Source organism: Streptomyces sp. NPDC043867 (genome assembly GCF_056435845.1).
Genome location: NZ_JBWKDS010000006.1, coordinates 237,198 through 254,083, shown reverse-complemented (window position 1 = coordinate 254,083; position 16,886 = coordinate 237,198). Strand labels below are relative to the sequence as shown.

Here is a 16,886-nt window from a genome sequence, read left to right as displayed (position 1 = left end):
CCACGCATTTCTAAGGAAAGGAGCCGTGTCGTGTCCGACGGCGCCGACGACGTGATGGGTGTCATCGCCCAGCAGATCGAGGCCCGCTTCCAGATGCCGCTGGCCGACCTGCGTCGGGCGGTGGCTGCGGCCCCGCACGCATCCAACGACGCCACCGTCGTCGTGAAGTGGTACGGCATGCTCGCCGAGGCCCAGGAGGTACTGGAGAAGGCCGAGGACGCCCTCGTCGCAGCCCTCGACAACGCATCCGGCGACGTGCTGGACGACCCGGTCATGGAGCTGGCCCACCAGGTCAATGCCGCCGTGGCGGTGCGCGACGGGCGGGCGATGGTCGTACGCCACTACACCGACCCGAACTCCCCTGGACGCAGGGGCCCGGGAGCCTGGCGCGGAGCCGAAACGGCCTCCCGTCGCAGCCCGGCCCTTCAGACCGCACCGGTAGCGAGCGCCTCGCCCACGCCGTCGGTCCCGGTGCGAGGAGCGGTGCGGTGAGCGTTATGCACAAGCCCACCAGCCAGGACGAGGCGCTGGTCCAAGCCTTCGGCGCCTCGCTGAGCGAGCTGTACGCGCAGGCCGGCGGCCCCGAGGCGTCCGCCGCCCTGACGCGTGCCTTGGAGCTGCGCTCCTGGCTGGCCGTGGCCGAGGAGCAGGTCGCCCGGGTCCGTGACCGCATCCACGACGCCACCGCCGCTGACCGCGACATGGGCGAACTGTCCGCTGAAGACCTGCGGTTCGACGCGCAGTGGATGGAGGCGGCCCTGTCCGCCCGCGACGGATACGCCACCGCGCTCACCGAGTTGCTGCGCACGATGCCGCCGCCCGGGCCGCGTCCCGAGCGGCCGGCGCAGCTCCCCCGGCCCCGCCTCGCCACCATGCTCCCGCCCGCCCCGGCCCCGGCACGGGCCGGGGCGGCGCGGGCCCGCCGACCGTGAAAGCCCCCGATTGCCCCACTCCGCCTCCCAGACCATCGCTGGACGCATCGAGGAGCTGTACGGCCAGCCGATGGCCGCGCTCGAAGCCCACGCCGATACCAATCCGACCGGCACCATGCTCGCCGCCCTGACCAGTAGCCACGCCGATCTGCAGCTTGCCGAGCGCAACATCACCTTCCAACTGCAGCGATTGCTTGAGCTGGCTCACCCTGACAGGCAGATCGGAACGTTCGAGGCAGGCCACCTGCTCGACTGCGCTCGCCGGATCGCTGAATCCGTCGCCACCCGGGACGCCCACGCCAAGACCGTCAGTGCCGTCCTCGCCAGCCTGCACCGTGCCCCCGCCGCACCGCCTCCGCCGTCGTCAGCACCTGCTGCACCCGCCTGCGCCCCGGCACCTGCTGCCACCCGCTCTCGCTGAACCACTGCCCCGCCTTAGGAGTTAGCCCCTTGGCCACCACCGGTCTGCCCCGCTCCACCCAGGTCGACGTCTCACGTGTCACCGAGTCGCTGGAGATGATCACCCCGCTGTGGAGCGTGTGGATCCTGATGACGCTGTCCGCTCAGCCCCTGCGCTACGCGGAGATCAAGCCGCGCCTGCCCTGGCTCAATGACGGCACACTCCACCCCAAGCTGCGCAAGCTCACCGACGCCGGGCTGGTCGAGCGCACCGAGGTCGCTCAGGGACACGTCACCTACGGCCTGACCGGCCGCGGCGCCGACCTGATGCCCGTCCTGACCGTGATCGCCGCCTGGGGCGAGAAGCACCTGGAAAAGCCTCTGGTCAAGAACAAGGACACCGGGAAGCTGGAGCCGGTCACCCAGGTCGCGCCCGCGCAGAACATCGAAGACACCCTCGCACTGATCGGCCCCCGGCACGCCACGCCGATCCTGTGGGCACTCAAGGCCCGCGGCGCCTTTAGCGCCAAGGCCCTGTCCGCCGCGGCGATGCCGAGCCACCGGCTCAGCAACATCTACCCCCAGCTGGACCGCCTGGTCGAGGACGGCCTGGTCCACAAGGACGGCCGCGCCTACGAGCTGACCGCCAACGGCCACGCCCTCGCCCCCGTCTACCGGGCTCTGAGCGCCTGGGCCGCAGGACGCCCGCTCGCCGACGCCGACACCCACCCCCTGTGGGGCCAGGCCCGGGCCGCGACGCAGACCACATCCGGACCATGGCTGACCACCCAGCCCCGCGTACCGGCACCCGCAGCCCCCACCCCCGCGGCAGCGGCCCCGGCCCTGTCCACCCAGCCCGCGGCCACGGCCTGGAAGCCCACCGACCTTTTCTCCCACCAGATACCGGTACGCCCCGGCGCCCTCCCGCAGGCAGGAGGCCACCGCCGATGACCAGATGCCCGACCCCCCGCCTGGACAGTCGCCAGACCATCCGCGCCCTGTCCCTGCCGGGCCTGATCCGCCTCGTCAGCGAAATCGCCGACAACGGCCCCATCGCCTGCCGCCGCGGCAGCCTGCAGGCCGCCTTCAGCGACCTGACCGCCAATCAGCTTGGTCATGCCATAGACCGAGCCCGCGACTTCGGCCTCGTCTACGGCGACGAGCACGAGCGGGTCCGCTACCGGCTCACCTCCCGTGGCGAGGACCTCGCCGACGTGTACGACACGGCCGCGCACTGGGCCCGCACCCACCAGTTCCCCACAATGGCCAGCGACTTCGTCACCCGCGTCCAGCGCACCCTCACCCTGCTCAGCCACACAGAGGATCTTGAAGGCGGAGCCGCCAGGCTCGGCAACGCGAACGGGCTGCTGGTCCCCGGTGGAGCGGTCCTCGCCCGTGAGGCCATCTCCGCCCTCGACGGCCCGCAGCGCGCACTGGCCGCCTGGCTCCAGACGAATGCGTACGTCGTGCACCACACGGCCCTCCACTCCTCCCACGCTGCGGATGAGATGGAGCCCGCTGCGTGAGGTCCCGCGTCGGACCCCGGCACGCCCGCCGGCCGGTCCCCACCCTGCTGCGCGGCATCTACCTGCCCCGCAGCATGGATGCCGGCGCCTTCGCCGTGACGACGTACGGCATCCCGCTACTGGTGCTCGCCACCACCAGCTCCGCAGCCCTGACCGGCTTGGCGTTCGCACTGGAGTGGGTCCCGCGCCTGGGTGCGTTCGCCGTCGCCGGGGCCATGGTTGACCGTCACGGCACCACCCGCGTGCTGCGAGTGGCCTCGGCGATGCGGGCCGCCGTGGTGGTGGCCGCCGCCGTCGCGCTGCCGCAGCTGGAGGCCGGCCTGCCCACTACGGTCACCGTCATGCTGCTCGCCGCCCTGACCGGCGTGCTCACCGAGTTCTCCTACATTGCAGCGGAGACCGCGGGAGGCGTCGCTAGCCGCCAGGCCGGCGAGCGCGCCCACCGCGTGCAGTCGGTACTCCTGGGCATCGACCAAGTCGGCACCCTGGCCGGACCCGCCATCGCCGGCCTCCTGCTGGAGCGGGCCGGGGCCGCCGGGATGCTGGCCATGATCGCGGTCTTCTCGCTCCTCGCGTGCGCGCTCGCTCCCCGCCAGCACGTCGGGCAGACCGATGTGCCGGAGCCGGTCCTTGCGGGGCTGCGCACCGGATGGACGACCTTGCGCTCCCTGCCCGCCCTGGGCTGGCTGGTGTGCGGACTGACCGTGTCCAACCTCGCCATCGGGCTGCTCCAGGCCGCAGCTCCGGTGATCGTGGTCCAGCAGTTCGGACACTCCAGCGCGGACGTGGGCCTGATCTGGTCAGTGGCCGCCGGAGCTTCCCTGATCACGGTCGCGGTGTGCCGCCGCGCGATCGACCGCTTCGGCTTGTGGACCGTCGGCGCATTCTCCGCCACCGTCGCGGCCTGCGCGTGCCTGGCCGTCTCGCTCACCCACACCTACACCGCGTACCTCGTGCTGATCGCGGTGCTCATGGCCGGCGAGGGCGGCATGACGGTGGTCCTGCGCACCCTGCGCTCCCACCTCATCCCGCAGCAGGTCTTCGGCGCCACCCTTTCCCTGACGATCCTGCTGCTCCTACTGCCCTTCCCCCTGGCCGGCCTCCTGGTCGCCACGGTGCCGACCGCCCTGCTCGGCCACGTCATCACCGCCTGCGCGGTGCTCCAGGCCCTCGGCCTGTGCGCCGCCTTCATGCGCCTGCGCGCCCTGCCCGGTCTCCGCGCCCGTCTCGCCTGACCGTTCCCTGACCGACCTCGTCCTTCCCCCGGTTCCCCCTGGAGATCCCTCTCATGCCCGTGCTCTCTGCTCTTGCCCAGGCCGTCACCGCGGCGCCCCGCCCATCCTCCCGCGCGGGATCCCGGCCCACGATCATCGACCAGTTCCTCGCCTTCGACGCCGCGCACCCTTACGTCTACCGGGCCCTGGAGAAATTGACGGCCGAACGGCTCGCCGCCGGGGCCACCCGCATCGGGCTCAAGGAACTGTTCGAGGACTTGCGCTGGCGACTCCCGCAGGGGCTGCGCGGGCTCAACAACAACTACACCGCGCTGTACGCGAGGCAGCTGATCGCGGACCACCCCGAGTGGGCCTCCGTCTTCGAGCTGCGCCGCCGGCGCTCCCCCTGAACCGACGCCGCCGTGCCTGAACTGCCCCCTACCTGCTTTGTCTTGGAGAGCCCTTGTCCGCCGTCCTTGTCGTTTCCACTACCGGTCCGGAGGCCGAGGTGTACCGCGGCTATTGCCTCGAAGCCGTCGCCGCCCGGTACGACGTCGTCCTGATCACTCCCGCCGCACCCACCTGGGAGCGGGAGTTCATCACCGACTTTGAGATTGCCGATCCCTGCGACGCCCAGGCGCTGGCCGCTGCCGGCCAGGCCCTGGCCGAACGGCACGAGCTGGCGGGGGTGGTGACGTGGACCGAGCGGTATCTCGTCCAGACCGCGCGCCTGGCTCGGCGCCTTGGCCTGCCGACGAACAGCCCAGAGGTGATGGAGGTCGCCCGCAACAAGGCGACCGCCCGCACTCTGTTCGCTCGTCATGGCGTGCCCTCGGCGGCGTCGATGACCGCACGCTCCCTGCCGGAGGCGTCGCTCGCCGCCGAGACGATCGGGTATCCGGTCGTGCTCAAGCCCGACGCTCGCGCGGGAAGCCTCGGCGTCATCCGCGTCAACCGCGCTGAAGAACTCCCGCGCGGCTTCGAGTTCGCCGCCGCCGGCGCCCGCGACGGCATCGAGAGTACCAACGTGCTGGTGGAGGAGTACCTCGACGGCCCCGAGGTCTCCGTCGAGTGCGTCACCCACCGCGGCCACACCACCCCCGTGGCCGTCACCCGCAAGACCCTCGGCGTCCCGCCGTTCTTCGAAGAGATCGCGCACAGCGTCGATGCCGCCGATCCGCTGCTCGACCAGGTGGCGCCCGTCGCCGCCGCGGCCATCAAGGCGCTCGGCATCACCGACGGCGTGAGCCACGTCGAGATGCGCCTCGTCAACGGCCGCCCCCGACTGATCGAGGTCAACGCGCGCCTCGGCGGCGACATGATCGGCCACCTGGTCCGGCTCGCCACCGGTGGGGACCTGGCCCGCGCCGCCGCTGACACCGCCTGCGGCCAGGCCCCCGACCTCACACGCACGCACCGCAGCGCCGCCGCGATCCGGCTGCTGTACCCGAGCGCCTCCGGCACCCTGACCCATTGCCACCTCGATCACGGCTTCGCCGCCCGCACCCCGTGGCTGGAGCGGGTCACCTTCCAGCGCGCGGTCGGCGACACGGTCATCCTGCCGCCAGCTGGCGACATGTTCAGCGCCCGCGCCGGATTCCTGATCACCACCGGGCCCACGGCTGAGACCGCCCAGGCGCGCGCCGACGAGGCTCTCGCGCACCTCACCCTCGCCGTCGCCCCGCCGTCCGAGTCCGCGGCGTAATCCGCGCACTGCCCCGAGCACGGTCCGCTGAACAGGAACCACCGCCATGCCCCAGCCCTCCCGCACTTCCTCGTCCGAGCGGCGCTCCCTGCGCCTGAACGACGTCGCTCACATGGGCGCCGCGGAACTTCAGCCGCTTCTGCAGGGCAGCTTCCGCAATCTGGTCACGGCCGCCATCGCGGACGCGGCCGGCCACCTGCCCCGCAGCTCCCGCAAGCTGCTGCACGGACCGCACTTCCGTGTCGACCTCGTCGACGCGCTGCGCTGGGCGGAGGGCGAGATGCAGGTCGCCCCCGAACGCATGCCGCCCCCCGGCGTCGGCAACGCCGCACTTGTCGGCGGCCCCCGCCGCGCCGAGGCCGGCCACACCCGCCGCGCGCCCGGCCGTCACCCGCTAACCTTCCTCCCGATCCCGACGAAAGTGCCCATGACCGACCCCACCCCGATCGAGGGAGATGTCTACGTCTCCCCGCGCTACCTCGCCGGCCTCGGCGGAACCGGCGATCCCAGCTTTGAGCCCGTCGAAGACTGGCCGCACCACCACCTAGACGACGGACCGTGCCAGCTCCTCATCACTTCCCCGGATCACCGCATCAAGATCGGCTGGTTCGGCGACGACTTCGACGTGTGGAAGATCAGCGCCGCCGAGGACGCGGTCTCCGCCTCCCGCTGGACGGCGAGCGTCAGCGACAAGATGCCGCCGGAGATCGTCCGCGACTTCATCCATGCCCTGGCCAGTGAGTGGGACGAGGACAGCGAGAGCTTCCTGGCGGACCGCTCGTACTACTGGACCGACGCGGTCCAGCCTCTCCTCGACGCGGGCTGGGAACGCAAGCCGCTCGCACACGGCTCGATCGAGATCGTCTCCCCGGACCAGCTGGCTGGCGCGAGCATCGACGTCGTCAGTAGCGGCCCCGATGCCGAAGTGGTGACGCTGTGGGCGGGACCAGAGCGGAAGAGCGTTCGTGCTCAGGCGAACTTCACCGCCCGCACCCCGAAACGTCTGATCGCTGCCATGGCAGCCTCCTTCGTCGCGCCGACCCCCATTGCCCGCTACCAGGCGGACCTGAGCCCACGACTCGCCCACCTTGCCCAGCTCACTCCCGTCGAGCCGCCGAAACCTCCCGCGCCCACCCCGCTCGACGTCCGGAAGGCTGCCGCCGCCCGACGCCGCCCGCCCGCGCTCAATACGCGCAGCGTCCCCCGCTGGAGCACCGCCACGCTCCCACCGGCCGCGGCCGGTGCCACCCTGCCCACTCGCCGCCGCTGAGGACCCGCCCGTGTCGACTGACCCCTTCACCAATCTCGACCCGGATCGGGCCGTGAAGGTCCTGCCCCGCCACTTGGCCGGACCCGGGCCCGCGGACCTCGCTACGGCCTGGCCTTTTCCCGAGGACTGGTCCGTACATCAGTCCGACGAAGACGCGGCCCTGGCCACCAGCCCCTGCCTGCGACTGTTCACCGGCCTGGTCCCCGACGCTGACAGCCCACGCAAGGGGAAGTGGACGGTCACGGCCAACCGCGCCCCGTTCGGTCCCCCGGCGTGGCAGATCAGCTTCGACATCACCACCCCCGCCGAGCTGCTGCACGACTTCCACACCGAACTCCTGGACCTCTACCTGGAAGGCCGCCACAGCGATCGGGACCGGCTGTTCACGGACGACACTCCGCCGCAAGAGGCGTACACGCTGCTCCTCACCCGCGGCTGGAGCCACCAGGTCAAGACCGACGGCACCCAGTTCTTCCGCGATCCGGAGTCCCTCGGCGTCGTACAGCACCGCTATGCCACCACCCTTCACTCCGACTCACCCACCTGGTCGGCCTGGGGCGGATACCCGAGCGAGCCCTACAGGCGCGCACGGTTCTCCCAGGGCACCCCGATCACGCTGGTCGCCGCTTTCACTGCCTCGCTGGTCTCCACGGAGCCGGTGACCCGCGTGGTGAAGGACATCCCGTTCCACACCCGCCGCCATCTGTACGTCGCGGCGACAGCCCCGGTGCGCCAGACGCCCGTTTCCTCGCCAGCCACCCCGCCTGTGGCGCTCGCCGGCCCGAGCCGGACCCGCTGACCATTCCCTCGCTCCCTGCCCATCCCGCTCCGACCTGGAGAGTTCCTACTTGCGCACCCGTTCCACCCGCTGTCTGCCCGCCGCGGCCCTCACCGTCGCCGCTACCGTGACTGGATCCCTGGCCTGGGCTCCGTCTGCCTCCGCCCAGACCCCGGTCCCGGCCCCGTCCGCCTCCACCATGCCTGCCCCGCGCAATGCCGCAGAGGGCGGAGGCGTCGCCATCCTCAAGAAGGACGAGGGCGGCGACGTCCTGGCCGGCGCGTCCTTCACCCTCTACGACTCCACGGGCAAGGAAGCCGGGAGCGGCAAGACCGACGCCAACGGCCACCTGGCCTTCAAGGACCTGGCGCCGGGCGTCTACCGGCTCAAGGAGACGTCCAGCGGCAGCCCGCTGCATGACGTAGTCGAGGACCAGGACGTCATCGTCACCCCTGGCACCGACGCCCCGCTCACCATCATCGACCCGTTCAAGCCCGCCTCCGTCCTGCTCAAGGCCCAGGACGACAAGAGCGGCAAGCTCCTGGCCGGCGCCACCGTCAACATCGGCACCGGCGACAAGACCCTCCTCACCCTCACCACCGGCGACGAGGGCACCGCCACCGCCAAGCTCCCGGTCAACAACCGCACAGGCACTGACTTCTGGGTCAAGGAGACGCAGGAGCCCGCGGGATACGACCTCTACAAGGGGCAGCGCGACTTCAAGGCCAAGCCCGGCGATCCGGTCACCGTGACCGTCACCAACGCCAAGACCCACACCACTCCGCCGAGCCCCGACCCCTCGGACATGCCCACCGACAATCCGACCGAGAAGCCCACGGCCAAGCCCACCGAGAAGCCGACGTCCGGCGGCGCCAGCGACCACGGCACACCGGAGTCGACGGAGAAGTTGACCGACTCCCCGGCCTCCGAGGCGACCGCATCGGGCACTGCGGCCCCGGAGTCAGACGGTTCCCTCGCCCACACCGGCGCCGAGGCCACCCCGTGGCTGCTCGGCGCCGCCGGAGTCCTGCTCGCCGCTGGCGCCGGCGCACTCCTGGTCGCCCGCCGACGCCGCACGGACGACGCCGACAACGACGGCTCCACCGAGAGCTAACAACATGCCCCTCTCATACGGCCCCCGGAATTTCGCCTCGCGATTCCGGGGGCTTCGTCATGTCCAACGCAGACGGCGAGAGGACTTGACGACCTCACTTACGCTGCTGCGGTGATCGAGCCCCTGCCGCTCCCCGGCGACCCCTCCGAGCTGCACCTGCGCATCGTCTACGACGGCACGCTGAGTGACACCCCTGATGCGGACGCCCTGGAAGAGTGGAGCGTGGAGATCCTCCACCGCCGCCGGGATAACGACAGCAGCCGTTGCCCGACGGCGTCCGGCGCGTGCGACGCAGAGGACTGCCCGGCGTACACGGCGAGCGATAGCGCGGTCGGCTCGATGACCTTCTTTCGTGTGCACCTCGACCGCGGGCGCAATGCGTACGCGGCCATGGAGGAGGCATCGGAGGACCTCTATGAGATCGCCCAGGCCCTCCTCGATCCCGCCACGGGCTATTACACGGACGAGGCTTGGGTGCGATCCTCACCGCCGAAGCCATCTTCCGGCTGATGCCCGGATGCCGAGCCGTGGCGTGCTCGCCCGGTGTCTCCGACCTGAGTGCGAACCGGCTGCGGAACGAAGCCGAGTGGAACCGCGTGACGGCCAAAATCGCCAGAGGGTGGAAGCAGCTCGGGTTCCTCCCGCACCGGGACAACGTTTTCGTCTTGTCGCCCACCTCGCTGGTACTGGAAGAGCAGCGAGGCCAGCTCCGCCGCAGGCTCGTGGAACTCTGGGCCGCCTGGTCGGCGACGACCCGCGGATAGGACGGCCCGTCCACCTGTCGGTGATGCGCGAGACCCGCGCCCGGCAGTTCGCCGGGGGCAGACAGGAAAGATCGCGGAAGGACTGGTAAAGCCGCCAGGGGCATGTCAACGTAGACGACCTTCCCCGAAACCCCAGGTCAGAGAGGTGTTGTCCGTGACCGTGGAAGCGTCCACGCCCGGATTCTCTACCACCACCGAGGCCCTGCGGCTGCGCTCGTGGCAGCTTGGACCCGGCCAGGCGACGATGGTCACCGACCTGTTCAAGGCGGACTTCTTCAACCTCGTCGTGGACGACCGGGCCGATGTTCACGTCAGCAGCAAGGACGGCCGTTTCTACCTCGGATGGTTCCCGCTCGGCCGCCCCGGCACCGACGGCGACGGCTGGGCGCTCGCCGTCACCGGCACCGCCAAGGTCCCCGGTTACCGGATCCGTTTCGACACTGAAACGCCGGCGGAGATCGTCGCGGCCACGGTCCAGCGCGTCCTGGCCACGTCCCGGCCCCTGTGAGCCGGTCACCCTTCACGCGCGGCTCAGGGCCGCTGCTCATGTACGGCACGTACCCTGCTCTCGGCCCCTGGCGGGATCCCGCCCGTTACTGCAAGGAGAACGTCTTGGCCCCGGAGCTGACCATCGGCGACCTGCTGGATCGTCTGTCCGCCAGTGACCGCGACGTGGTGGTTCGCCTGTGGATCAACCCCTTCGCCCGCACGGTCCGTTGCCTGGGCGGCGTGGTCCCCACCCGCGACGACGCCGGCCGACCGGTGGTGTTCTTCGCCGAGGCCAAGGATGCCGAGCCGCTCGGAGCACGGCCGGAGCTGACCGTCGGCGACCTGCTCGACCGGCTGTCGGCCTGCGACCGCGAGGCCGTCGTACAGCTTGCCATCAACCCCGACTTCCCGATGGCTCACCGTGCGGGCGCCGTTGCCGACGCCCGCGACGACCAGGGGCGTCCGGTGCTGTTGCTCACCGAGCCGGAGCAGGCCGAGCAGTTCGGCCCCCTCCTGCCCGACGTCGCGGTCGCGCTGACCTGGCACGAGCCGACCGAAGCCCCGCCGCGCCGCCGGCGCGGCACCCGCCCCAGTGGCGGGCAGTGAACCACCCCTGAGCCCACGGAGGCGCCCCTGAACCCGCACCATCCCTCTGACTCCTCTCGCCCCGCCTCGCCGGACCTGGTGCGCTGGGTCACCCCGCGTCATCTGGCCGGCGACGACGACGCCCTCGCCGAGCGGGTCGGGGACACCCTCACCGGCCTGGGATGGCGTATGTGGCCGACCTCCCGCGACACGCTGCTGTATGTGAGCCCGGACGAACTGCGCGGCGCGGAATGGGTCCTGGCCAGCAGTCCGTTCACGCTCGGCGGCCTGCGGGTGGCCCTGCAGATCTCAGCGCGTTCGGACGCCAGCAGCGCGCTGGCGCAGTGGAACGCGTACTTCACCACCGGCGTGCCGCCCGAGGCACTTCACGACTTCCTCATCGCGCTCGACGCGAGCGCGGTGCCCGATACGGGCTTCGACGCGCCCGAGACGGTGGTCACGGCGTTGAGCGCTCAGGGCTGGATTCGTGACGTGGACCGTCCCTTCACCGCCGCCACGGACCCCGGCTTCGCCTCGCACGTTTCGCTCGAGATGCTGCCGGACCTGATCGCCGACGCTGATCTGCGGGAGGACCTTATGGGCTGGCAGGCGTGGGCCGAGCCCACGTTCGGTGCCCCTTATCTGTGGTGCGCGAACTTCAGCCCGAGCGTCCCCAACGAGCTGGTCGCACTCTTCGCGGCCTCGCTCGCATCCCCGGTCCCGGTAGCACGCCACCGGCTGCCACAGAGTGCGGAGAAGCGCCTCACCATCGTCCACCGCGGCTGACACCAGGGCCCGGCGCGATGCCGGGCCCTGCCCTCCACGGGCTGCGTTCACTCCTCAGATCCTGGAAAGGTGTTCTTCACAACCCGCTCCCTGCTTTCGACGCGCTGTGCTGCGAGCGCTGCGGCTCCCGCGCCCGCAACCGCGACCTCGCGGATGCGCCCGCCTGGTGCATCGGCTGCCATGAAAGGCCACCGACGCATCTGGCAGGAGGCCCAGGTCACCCGCCAGACCTACACGCTTCTCCAGGCTCGTGAACGCGCCCGCTGGTGGCATCAGCGGCAGGAACGCGACCTCGACGCCTTCGACGACCGGGCCGGTGCCTGCAACCCGGCGACGCCTATTCGCTGTCGGGCTGTGCCGAGACGCATCACGTCGTGACCGCGGCCGACCGTATCCAGGAGAGCCACCGGGATCTCGTCGTCCACCTGCCGACCGACGACCGGCTCGCCGGCGTACGGGTGCACCGCGACCGTGTGGTGGCCATCCCACGCCCCTCGTACGTGAAAGAGGTGATGCTTCAGCCCACACCGCGTTCCGTACTCTGCCCCGCCCCATCCCAGCCCGGTAGTCGAGCCTCAATGGCTTGGCCACCGGGCTTTTGCCGCACGAAGGACCGTCGGAGCCGCCAGGCGCGACGCCGTGGAACATCAACTCAGGAACTGGACAAAGGCTACAGGGGGTATTCGTTGCCGTTTCCGTGCGTTCGGAAGAATCACGGCCAACACGCTCCTCGGTGGGCTGCTTCCATGCTCAGATCTGGAGGCGATCACGCTTCTGGGCCGCGCTGGGAACGCTCGCGCAGTTCACGGCGCATCTGTTTCCGGCGTTCCTCCTTGATCTTCTCGACCAAGTCCGCATGGATAACCGCCATCCCCCCGATGCAGGTCGCCGTCATCACAACGCCTGCGGTCGAGGCCGGCTCGGGCAGGAATTAACCGGCGAGAACGCCTCCGATCGGGATGGCGACTAGAAGAATGAACCGAACGTCGTCGGTATCGCGGCGCAAGATGACGTTCCCTTCAGATCGTGGGCGTCTGGGCCCAGTTCGGTCCCCAGACGCTTGGAGTTGGCGCCCGCCCGCACCGTAACAAGGTCGAAAACTTCTAGTGGGGCAGGTTTACGCTCCGTCACGGCTCCCGGGGGCGTCCCGCCGGAGCGGGGGATCACTCGGTACCCGCTGGCGCCCAACCGCGTGCCGGGCCAGGTGAGTCGCGTGCCGGCCGCTGCACAACGAGACCCGTCCGGGTGGCACGCAGCCCCGCAAGCGAGACGCGCTTGCGGGGCTGCGGATACGGCCGAGGGCTAGGAGACGGCATTGGCCTTGGCGAACGCCTTGCTCAGATGCGTGTCCACGAGTCCGGGCGAGCCAGAGACGACCACGAGGACGGTGCCGCTACGGATCGCCGTCTGCTTGACGACGCTGCGCTGACCGCCGGCGGAGTACGTGAGCAGCTGGCTCCACTGCTCCTCGCCGAGCTTGGGAGCGGAGGTCGTCTGGGTGGTCATGTCGATGGCGGTGCTGCCCGAGACGACCTGGTACCTGGGGCAGGAGGCCATCGCGTCGAAGATGCGCCCGATGCCGTCGGACAGCTTGCTGGCGGTGTCGCTGTAGAGCTCCTCGCTCACCTCGGAGTCGCTGCCGCCGCTATAGGTGAACGCGGCCTTCGCCTTGTTCGGGAGGTCGAGGCTCTGGCCGGTCGCCGCGTCCCCGCCGAGCTTGTCGAGGGCGGGGCAGCCGATCACCGTGACGTCGTCGTTGTGCCGAGTGCGCTCGGGCTTGGGTAGGTACCCCTCGCCCAGGTCCCTCTCGGTCAGGAGCCGCTTGCTCAGCGCGGTCGAGGACAGCGGCTTGGCGTCGACGGCGTCGCTTCCACCGCGGGGCGAGGAGGTCGCCGTCGGCGAGGTGCCGGAGTTGCCGGCGGAGCAGGCGGTGAGGGCGAGTGCGGCGATCGTGGTGAGGACGAGGGCGGCCGTGGTGTGGTGACGCATGTGAACCCCTTAGTGTGCGAGCGGGCGGTCTGACTTGGGCCGACGCGCGATCCGCTGTCGGCGGGCAGGGGGTGCGGGGGTCAGTGGCCCAGGTGACGCAGGCCGTCGTCCAGCGTGGGGTGGAAGTGGTCCACGGGACCGGAGTTGCGGTTGTACCAGGCCGGGTCCAGGCGCGGCTCGGCGGTGTTGTGGCCGGCGCGGCAGCGCAGCCAGATCGTGTCGTCGCGCATGCTGAAGATGATCCAGTCCCGGTACGCGCCGCACTGCGGGCACTCGCGGACCTCGCTGTCGATGACGAGCGGCTGCTCCCAGCGCATCATCAGCCCCTCGACCTCGTGGCGTGAGGGCACGCGAAGGTCCGGCGGCGGGAAGTCGGGCACCTCCTCGACTCCCTCGCTGTCCTGGGCGGTCGGTGCCGACTCGGCGGCCGGGCTGACGAAGTCGGGCGCCGCCCAGGTCGCGTGCATTTGCAGCAGAGCCTGGCCAGCAAGCTGGGCGTTGCGGAACTCGCGGTCAGCACGTCGTCGAAACATCTGTCCCCCTCGTCGTCGTTGATCGGCCACACGGAGAGTGCCCCAGGCTGCTGACCTGCTGCAACTTGCGGATTCAGTAATCACCTTGCCTTCCTGGGCCGGGAGTTGTATTCGGTGGAGGGCCGCTTCGGGCGCTCGGCGCGCTGCGGAGTGGCGGTGTCGACCTCGGGCATGGTGGACGCGTCGGCGGGCAGGTCGGCCATGCGGCGCAGCCGCCAGACCAGTACGTCGCTGACCGACTCGGCCGTGTCGAGTTCGCGTCGGGCGGCGGCCTCGGCGAGCAGGGCTGCGGGCTCGTGGCCGGCGGCTTCGACATCGGCGAGGGTCGCGGCGAGTGCGTGCCAGCCGGGCTCGGTCAGGATCTGCTCGGCCAGCTCCGGCACCGCCTGTCGTAGATGGACCGCCTGGCGGCGCTGGAGGGGCTGGGAGAGACGGCGGCCACGGTGGCGCAGGACGGCCATCGGGTGCTGGGCCGCGGACTGGTAGGCCGCGCGCAGATGTTCGGCGGCCTGGCGGGCGGCTGCGGCCTGCTGGGCGTGGTTCTTCTTGCCGTGCCAGTGGGCGGCGGCGATGACCAGGAAGGCGACCATGTCGATCACCATGGCGGTGGTGGCGCCGTCCTCGCCGCGGCCCAGGGCAGGTCCGCCGTAGACGAGATCGCGGGCGGCCTGGCGCAGGGCGCGGTCATGGCCGCGCTCGGCGCGGACGTGGGAGCGGGAGGCCCGCTCGAAGGCGCGTGCTGCTTCACGGAGTTGCTTGCGGGTGTGGGCGGCGGAGGTCTTGGCGAGGGCGTCGAGGACCTCCCCGGCCGCCGCGATGTGGGCGGCGGCCTGGTGGTCGTCGCCGTGGTCGATGATCAGGATCGCTTGCCACGCTGCGGCTGCCGCGTGGCGCCGTGCTCGCGCCGGGCCGCTCGGCGGAGCGGCGGGATCTGCCGGAGTGGTGTCGGGGGCCTGCTGGGCGGCGGACCAGCGTTCACGGATGCGAGGCAGGGAGAGGTCGGGGGCGAGCGTGGAGCCCGCGAAGAAGATCGGCTCGTCGTCCTCGTTGCGGTCGTCGGTCAGCGCGACCTTGTAGCCGAGGAGGTCACCGGAGGGTGCGAAGCGCTTGCGGATGAGCAGCCCGGCGGCGGCCAGTCGGTCGAAGAACTCTTCTTCGTTCTGGGTGCCGGCCACCGCGCGGCGGACGGTCTCGCGCAGTTCTTCGCGTGCGGTCTGCTTTCGGCCCTGGCGCTCGGCTTTGTGGCGCTCCGCGCTGGTGGGCCGTTTGGCGGCGGTGCCGTCGCCCGCGTTGACCTGGATCAGGCCCAGCTCCTTCTCGATGAGACGGCATTCGGCCTGGGCCCGCTTGCCGGAGCGGAAGTCGTCTGGACGACTTCCGTCCTCGCACACGAGGGTGGCCACGATGTGGATGTGGTCGTCCGCGTGGCGTACGGCTGCCCAGCGGCAGCCAGGCTCGCCGTCTCCGGAATCGATGCCGGTGGCGGCGACGACGCGGCGGGCGATGTCCGCCCATTCGTCGTCGGACAGGGTGCGGTCGCCGGGGGCGGCGCGCACCGAGGTGTGCCACACGTGTTTGGCGGGCCGGGCGTGCGCGGGCAGGGCCTGGACAGGCTGGTCAAGCAGGAGTGCCAGGTCCTTGATGGCGGTGGCGAAGTCGGCGGTGCGGCCGGGGTCGGGCGCCAGGCCGTCGAAGGAGGCGACGAGGTGGGGGTCGACGTGCTCCTCTGCGCGCCCCGGACCGTACAGGTAGTGGAGCAGGCCGATGGTCCGGTCGCCGGACTTGTTGACGCTGGGCATCATGCCGGGGTCTGCTGTCGGGCGATGAGCTGGGCGGCGGCCTCGTGGACGCGGTCGGCAGCGGTGCGGACGGCGGTGATGGCAGCCTCGAGCTGCGGTGCGTCGGCCCCGGAGTTGAGCGTCTTGACGGCCTGGTTGAGGTTGCTGCCCGCCCAGCCGAGACGGCGGCGGGAGTCGAACAGGGCGGTGATCACTTCGCGTTCGTCGGCGATCTCGGCGGCGGTGCGGTCAACGTCGCGGGCGGCGCGTAGGGCGGAGCGGGCGAGGAAGCCGGCGACGGACAGATTCGACTGGGCGGCGGCGGACGTGATCAGGGCGAACTCGGCATCGTTGAAACGGGCGCTGAGTTGGCGCAGGCGCTTGGTCTCGCGTGGCTGACGCGGGCGCTGACGGGCAGGTGAGTGGCGGCGACGGCGGTGGCTGATTTGGTTGTTCCCCCCAGGCTTCGACCCGCCCTCGGTCGAATCCTGCCGGACCTGCGCCCCCTGGTGCTGGTCCGCTCCCGCCCCCTTCGGGGCGGGGTCGGCGGAAGCATTGCTTCCGCCCCAACTTGCTCCCCGCGAGAAGGGGTTGGCCACCGCCTCCTCGGGGGTGCGGGGCTGGGCATCGTCCAGGTGCGTCATCGGGTGTGGTTCCTCTTGGTGCGGGTGTGGTGCTGGATCTGGGCGGCGAGAGCGACCAGGGCGGCGGGCCCGTCCAGGACGCGGACGGGAGCCTCGGGTGCGCTCTGCACGAGCCACTGGCCGTTCGGGGCCAGGACGGCGGTATGCAGGAGGTGCCGGCGGACCAGGACCTCCGCCCAGGCAATCGCTTCGGCTGTGGTCGGGATCGACGTACGAGAGTTGCGGGAGCGGATGGCGGGCCCTCCAGGGTCGGGGCGGGGGGGGGGGGGGGGGGGGGGGGGGGGGGGGGGGGGGGGGGGGGGGGGGGGGGGGGGGGGGGGGGGGGGGGGGGTGGGGGCGGGGGGGGGGGGGTAGAGACGTGCGAAGTATTTCGAGAGAGG

The 16,886-nt window shown here is 71.1% G+C and carries 22 protein-coding genes; 18 read left to right on the top strand and 4 right to left on the bottom strand.

The features are described from left to right. Window positions 1-30 precede the first annotated feature (30 nt). The 18 genes from AC069T_RS08870 to AC069T_RS08785 all read left to right on the top strand — a co-directional run bounded on the left by AC069T_RS08870 (window position 31) and on the right by AC069T_RS08785 (window position 12,532). The gene (locus AC069T_RS08870; RefSeq protein WP_478782064.1) at window positions 31-492 is read left to right on the top strand and encodes a hypothetical protein; all 462 of its coding nucleotides are present in this window, start codon (window positions 31-33) and stop codon (window positions 490-492) included. A gap of 5 nt (window positions 493-497) precedes the next feature. Further along, window positions 498-932, top strand: a complete 435-nt coding sequence (locus tag AC069T_RS08865) for a hypothetical protein (RefSeq protein ID WP_478782095.1) — start codon at window positions 498-500, stop codon at window positions 930-932. Window positions 933-1,002: 70 nt separating this feature from the next. Continuing rightward, a complete protein-coding gene (locus AC069T_RS08860) occupies window positions 1,003-1,353 on the top strand; it encodes a hypothetical protein (protein WP_478782063.1) in 351 nt (116 codons plus the stop codon). Window positions 1,354-1,382: 29 nt separating this feature from the next. Next, the gene (locus tag AC069T_RS08855) at window positions 1,383-2,282 is read left to right on the top strand and encodes a winged helix-turn-helix transcriptional regulator (RefSeq protein ID WP_478782062.1); all 900 of its coding nucleotides are present in this window, start codon (window positions 1,383-1,385) and stop codon (window positions 2,280-2,282) included. Next, on the top strand, window positions 2,279-2,857 hold the full coding sequence (locus tag AC069T_RS08850) for a hypothetical protein (protein ID WP_478782061.1): 579 nt from the start codon (window positions 2,279-2,281) through the stop codon (window positions 2,855-2,857). Before AC069T_RS08855 ends, AC069T_RS08850 begins: the two co-directional genes overlap by 4 nt. Next, window positions 2,854-4,092, top strand: coding sequence for an MFS transporter (locus AC069T_RS08845; RefSeq protein WP_478782060.1), 1,239 nt, complete (start codon window positions 2,854-2,856; stop codon window positions 4,090-4,092). The genes AC069T_RS08850 and AC069T_RS08845 overlap by 4 nt, the downstream gene beginning before the upstream one ends. Before the next feature lie 53 nt (window positions 4,093-4,145). After that, window positions 4,146-4,481, top strand: a complete 336-nt coding sequence (locus AC069T_RS08840) for a hypothetical protein (RefSeq protein ID WP_478782059.1) — start codon at window positions 4,146-4,148, stop codon at window positions 4,479-4,481. A gap of 53 nt (window positions 4,482-4,534) precedes the next feature. Beyond that, the gene (locus AC069T_RS08835; protein WP_478782058.1) at window positions 4,535-5,776 is read left to right on the top strand and encodes an ATP-grasp domain-containing protein; all 1,242 of its coding nucleotides are present in this window, start codon (window positions 4,535-4,537) and stop codon (window positions 5,774-5,776) included. A 46-nt stretch (window positions 5,777-5,822) separates the two neighbouring features. After that, window positions 5,823-7,046 carry an SPDY domain-containing protein gene (locus AC069T_RS08830; RefSeq protein WP_478782057.1) on the top strand — a complete coding sequence of 408 codons (1,224 nt, stop codon included), beginning with the start codon at window positions 5,823-5,825 and terminating at the stop codon, window positions 7,044-7,046. A 10-nt stretch (window positions 7,047-7,056) separates the two neighbouring features. Continuing rightward, on the top strand, window positions 7,057-7,845 hold the full coding sequence (locus AC069T_RS08825) for an SPDY domain-containing protein (protein ID WP_478782056.1): 789 nt from the start codon (window positions 7,057-7,059) through the stop codon (window positions 7,843-7,845). Between the two features lie 49 nt (window positions 7,846-7,894). Further along, window positions 7,895-8,938 carry an MSCRAMM family protein gene (locus AC069T_RS08820; RefSeq protein ID WP_478782055.1) on the top strand — a complete coding sequence of 348 codons (1,044 nt, stop codon included), beginning with the start codon at window positions 7,895-7,897 and terminating at the stop codon, window positions 8,936-8,938. A 111-nt stretch (window positions 8,939-9,049) separates the two neighbouring features. Next, window positions 9,050-9,448: a hypothetical protein gene (locus AC069T_RS08815; protein WP_478782054.1), complete on the top strand. Its 399-nt coding sequence runs from the start codon at window positions 9,050-9,052 to the stop codon at window positions 9,446-9,448. Continuing rightward, window positions 9,448-9,702: a hypothetical protein gene (locus AC069T_RS08810; protein ID WP_478782053.1), complete on the top strand. Its 255-nt coding sequence runs from the start codon at window positions 9,448-9,450 to the stop codon at window positions 9,700-9,702. Before AC069T_RS08815 ends, AC069T_RS08810 begins: the two co-directional genes overlap by 1 nt. A gap of 145 nt (window positions 9,703-9,847) precedes the next feature. Continuing rightward, on the top strand, window positions 9,848-10,210 hold the full coding sequence (locus tag AC069T_RS08805; RefSeq protein WP_478782052.1) for an SPDY domain-containing protein: 363 nt from the start codon (window positions 9,848-9,850) through the stop codon (window positions 10,208-10,210). A 104-nt stretch (window positions 10,211-10,314) separates the two neighbouring features. Further along, on the top strand, window positions 10,315-10,797 hold the full coding sequence (locus AC069T_RS08800) for a hypothetical protein (RefSeq protein ID WP_478782051.1): 483 nt from the start codon (window positions 10,315-10,317) through the stop codon (window positions 10,795-10,797). A gap of 78 nt (window positions 10,798-10,875) precedes the next feature. Next, window positions 10,876-11,562 carry an SPDY domain-containing protein gene (locus tag AC069T_RS08795; protein WP_478782050.1) on the top strand — a complete coding sequence of 229 codons (687 nt, stop codon included), beginning with the start codon at window positions 10,876-10,878 and terminating at the stop codon, window positions 11,560-11,562. Between the two features lie 180 nt (window positions 11,563-11,742). Beyond that, window positions 11,743-11,940: a hypothetical protein gene (locus tag AC069T_RS08790; protein ID WP_478782049.1), complete on the top strand. Its 198-nt coding sequence runs from the start codon at window positions 11,743-11,745 to the stop codon at window positions 11,938-11,940. A 205-nt stretch (window positions 11,941-12,145) separates the two neighbouring features. Then, a complete protein-coding gene (locus AC069T_RS08785) occupies window positions 12,146-12,532 on the top strand; it encodes a hypothetical protein (RefSeq protein ID WP_478782048.1) in 387 nt (128 codons plus the stop codon). Window positions 12,533-12,864: 332 nt separating this feature from the next. Here AC069T_RS08785 and AC069T_RS08780 read toward each other — a convergent pair whose 3' ends face one another. The 4 genes from AC069T_RS08780 to AC069T_RS08765 form a co-directional block, all read right to left on the bottom strand. Further along, on the bottom strand, window positions 12,865-13,551 hold the full coding sequence (locus AC069T_RS08780; protein WP_478782047.1) for a hypothetical protein: 687 nt from the start codon (window positions 13,549-13,551) through the stop codon (window positions 12,865-12,867). Between the two features lie 80 nt (window positions 13,552-13,631). Continuing rightward, window positions 13,632-14,084 carry a hypothetical protein gene (locus AC069T_RS08775; RefSeq protein ID WP_478782046.1) on the bottom strand — a complete coding sequence of 151 codons (453 nt, stop codon included), beginning with the start codon at window positions 14,082-14,084 and terminating at the stop codon, window positions 13,632-13,634. 80 nt (window positions 14,085-14,164) lie between these two features. Then, on the bottom strand, window positions 14,165-15,886 hold the full coding sequence (locus tag AC069T_RS08770) for a relaxase family protein (RefSeq protein ID WP_478782045.1): 1,722 nt from the start codon (window positions 15,884-15,886) through the stop codon (window positions 14,165-14,167). Continuing rightward, window positions 15,883-16,506, bottom strand: coding sequence for a plasmid mobilization protein (locus AC069T_RS08765; protein WP_478782044.1), 624 nt, complete (start codon window positions 16,504-16,506; stop codon window positions 15,883-15,885). Before AC069T_RS08765 ends, AC069T_RS08770 begins: the two co-directional genes overlap by 4 nt. Window positions 16,507-16,886: the final 380 nt, after the last annotated feature.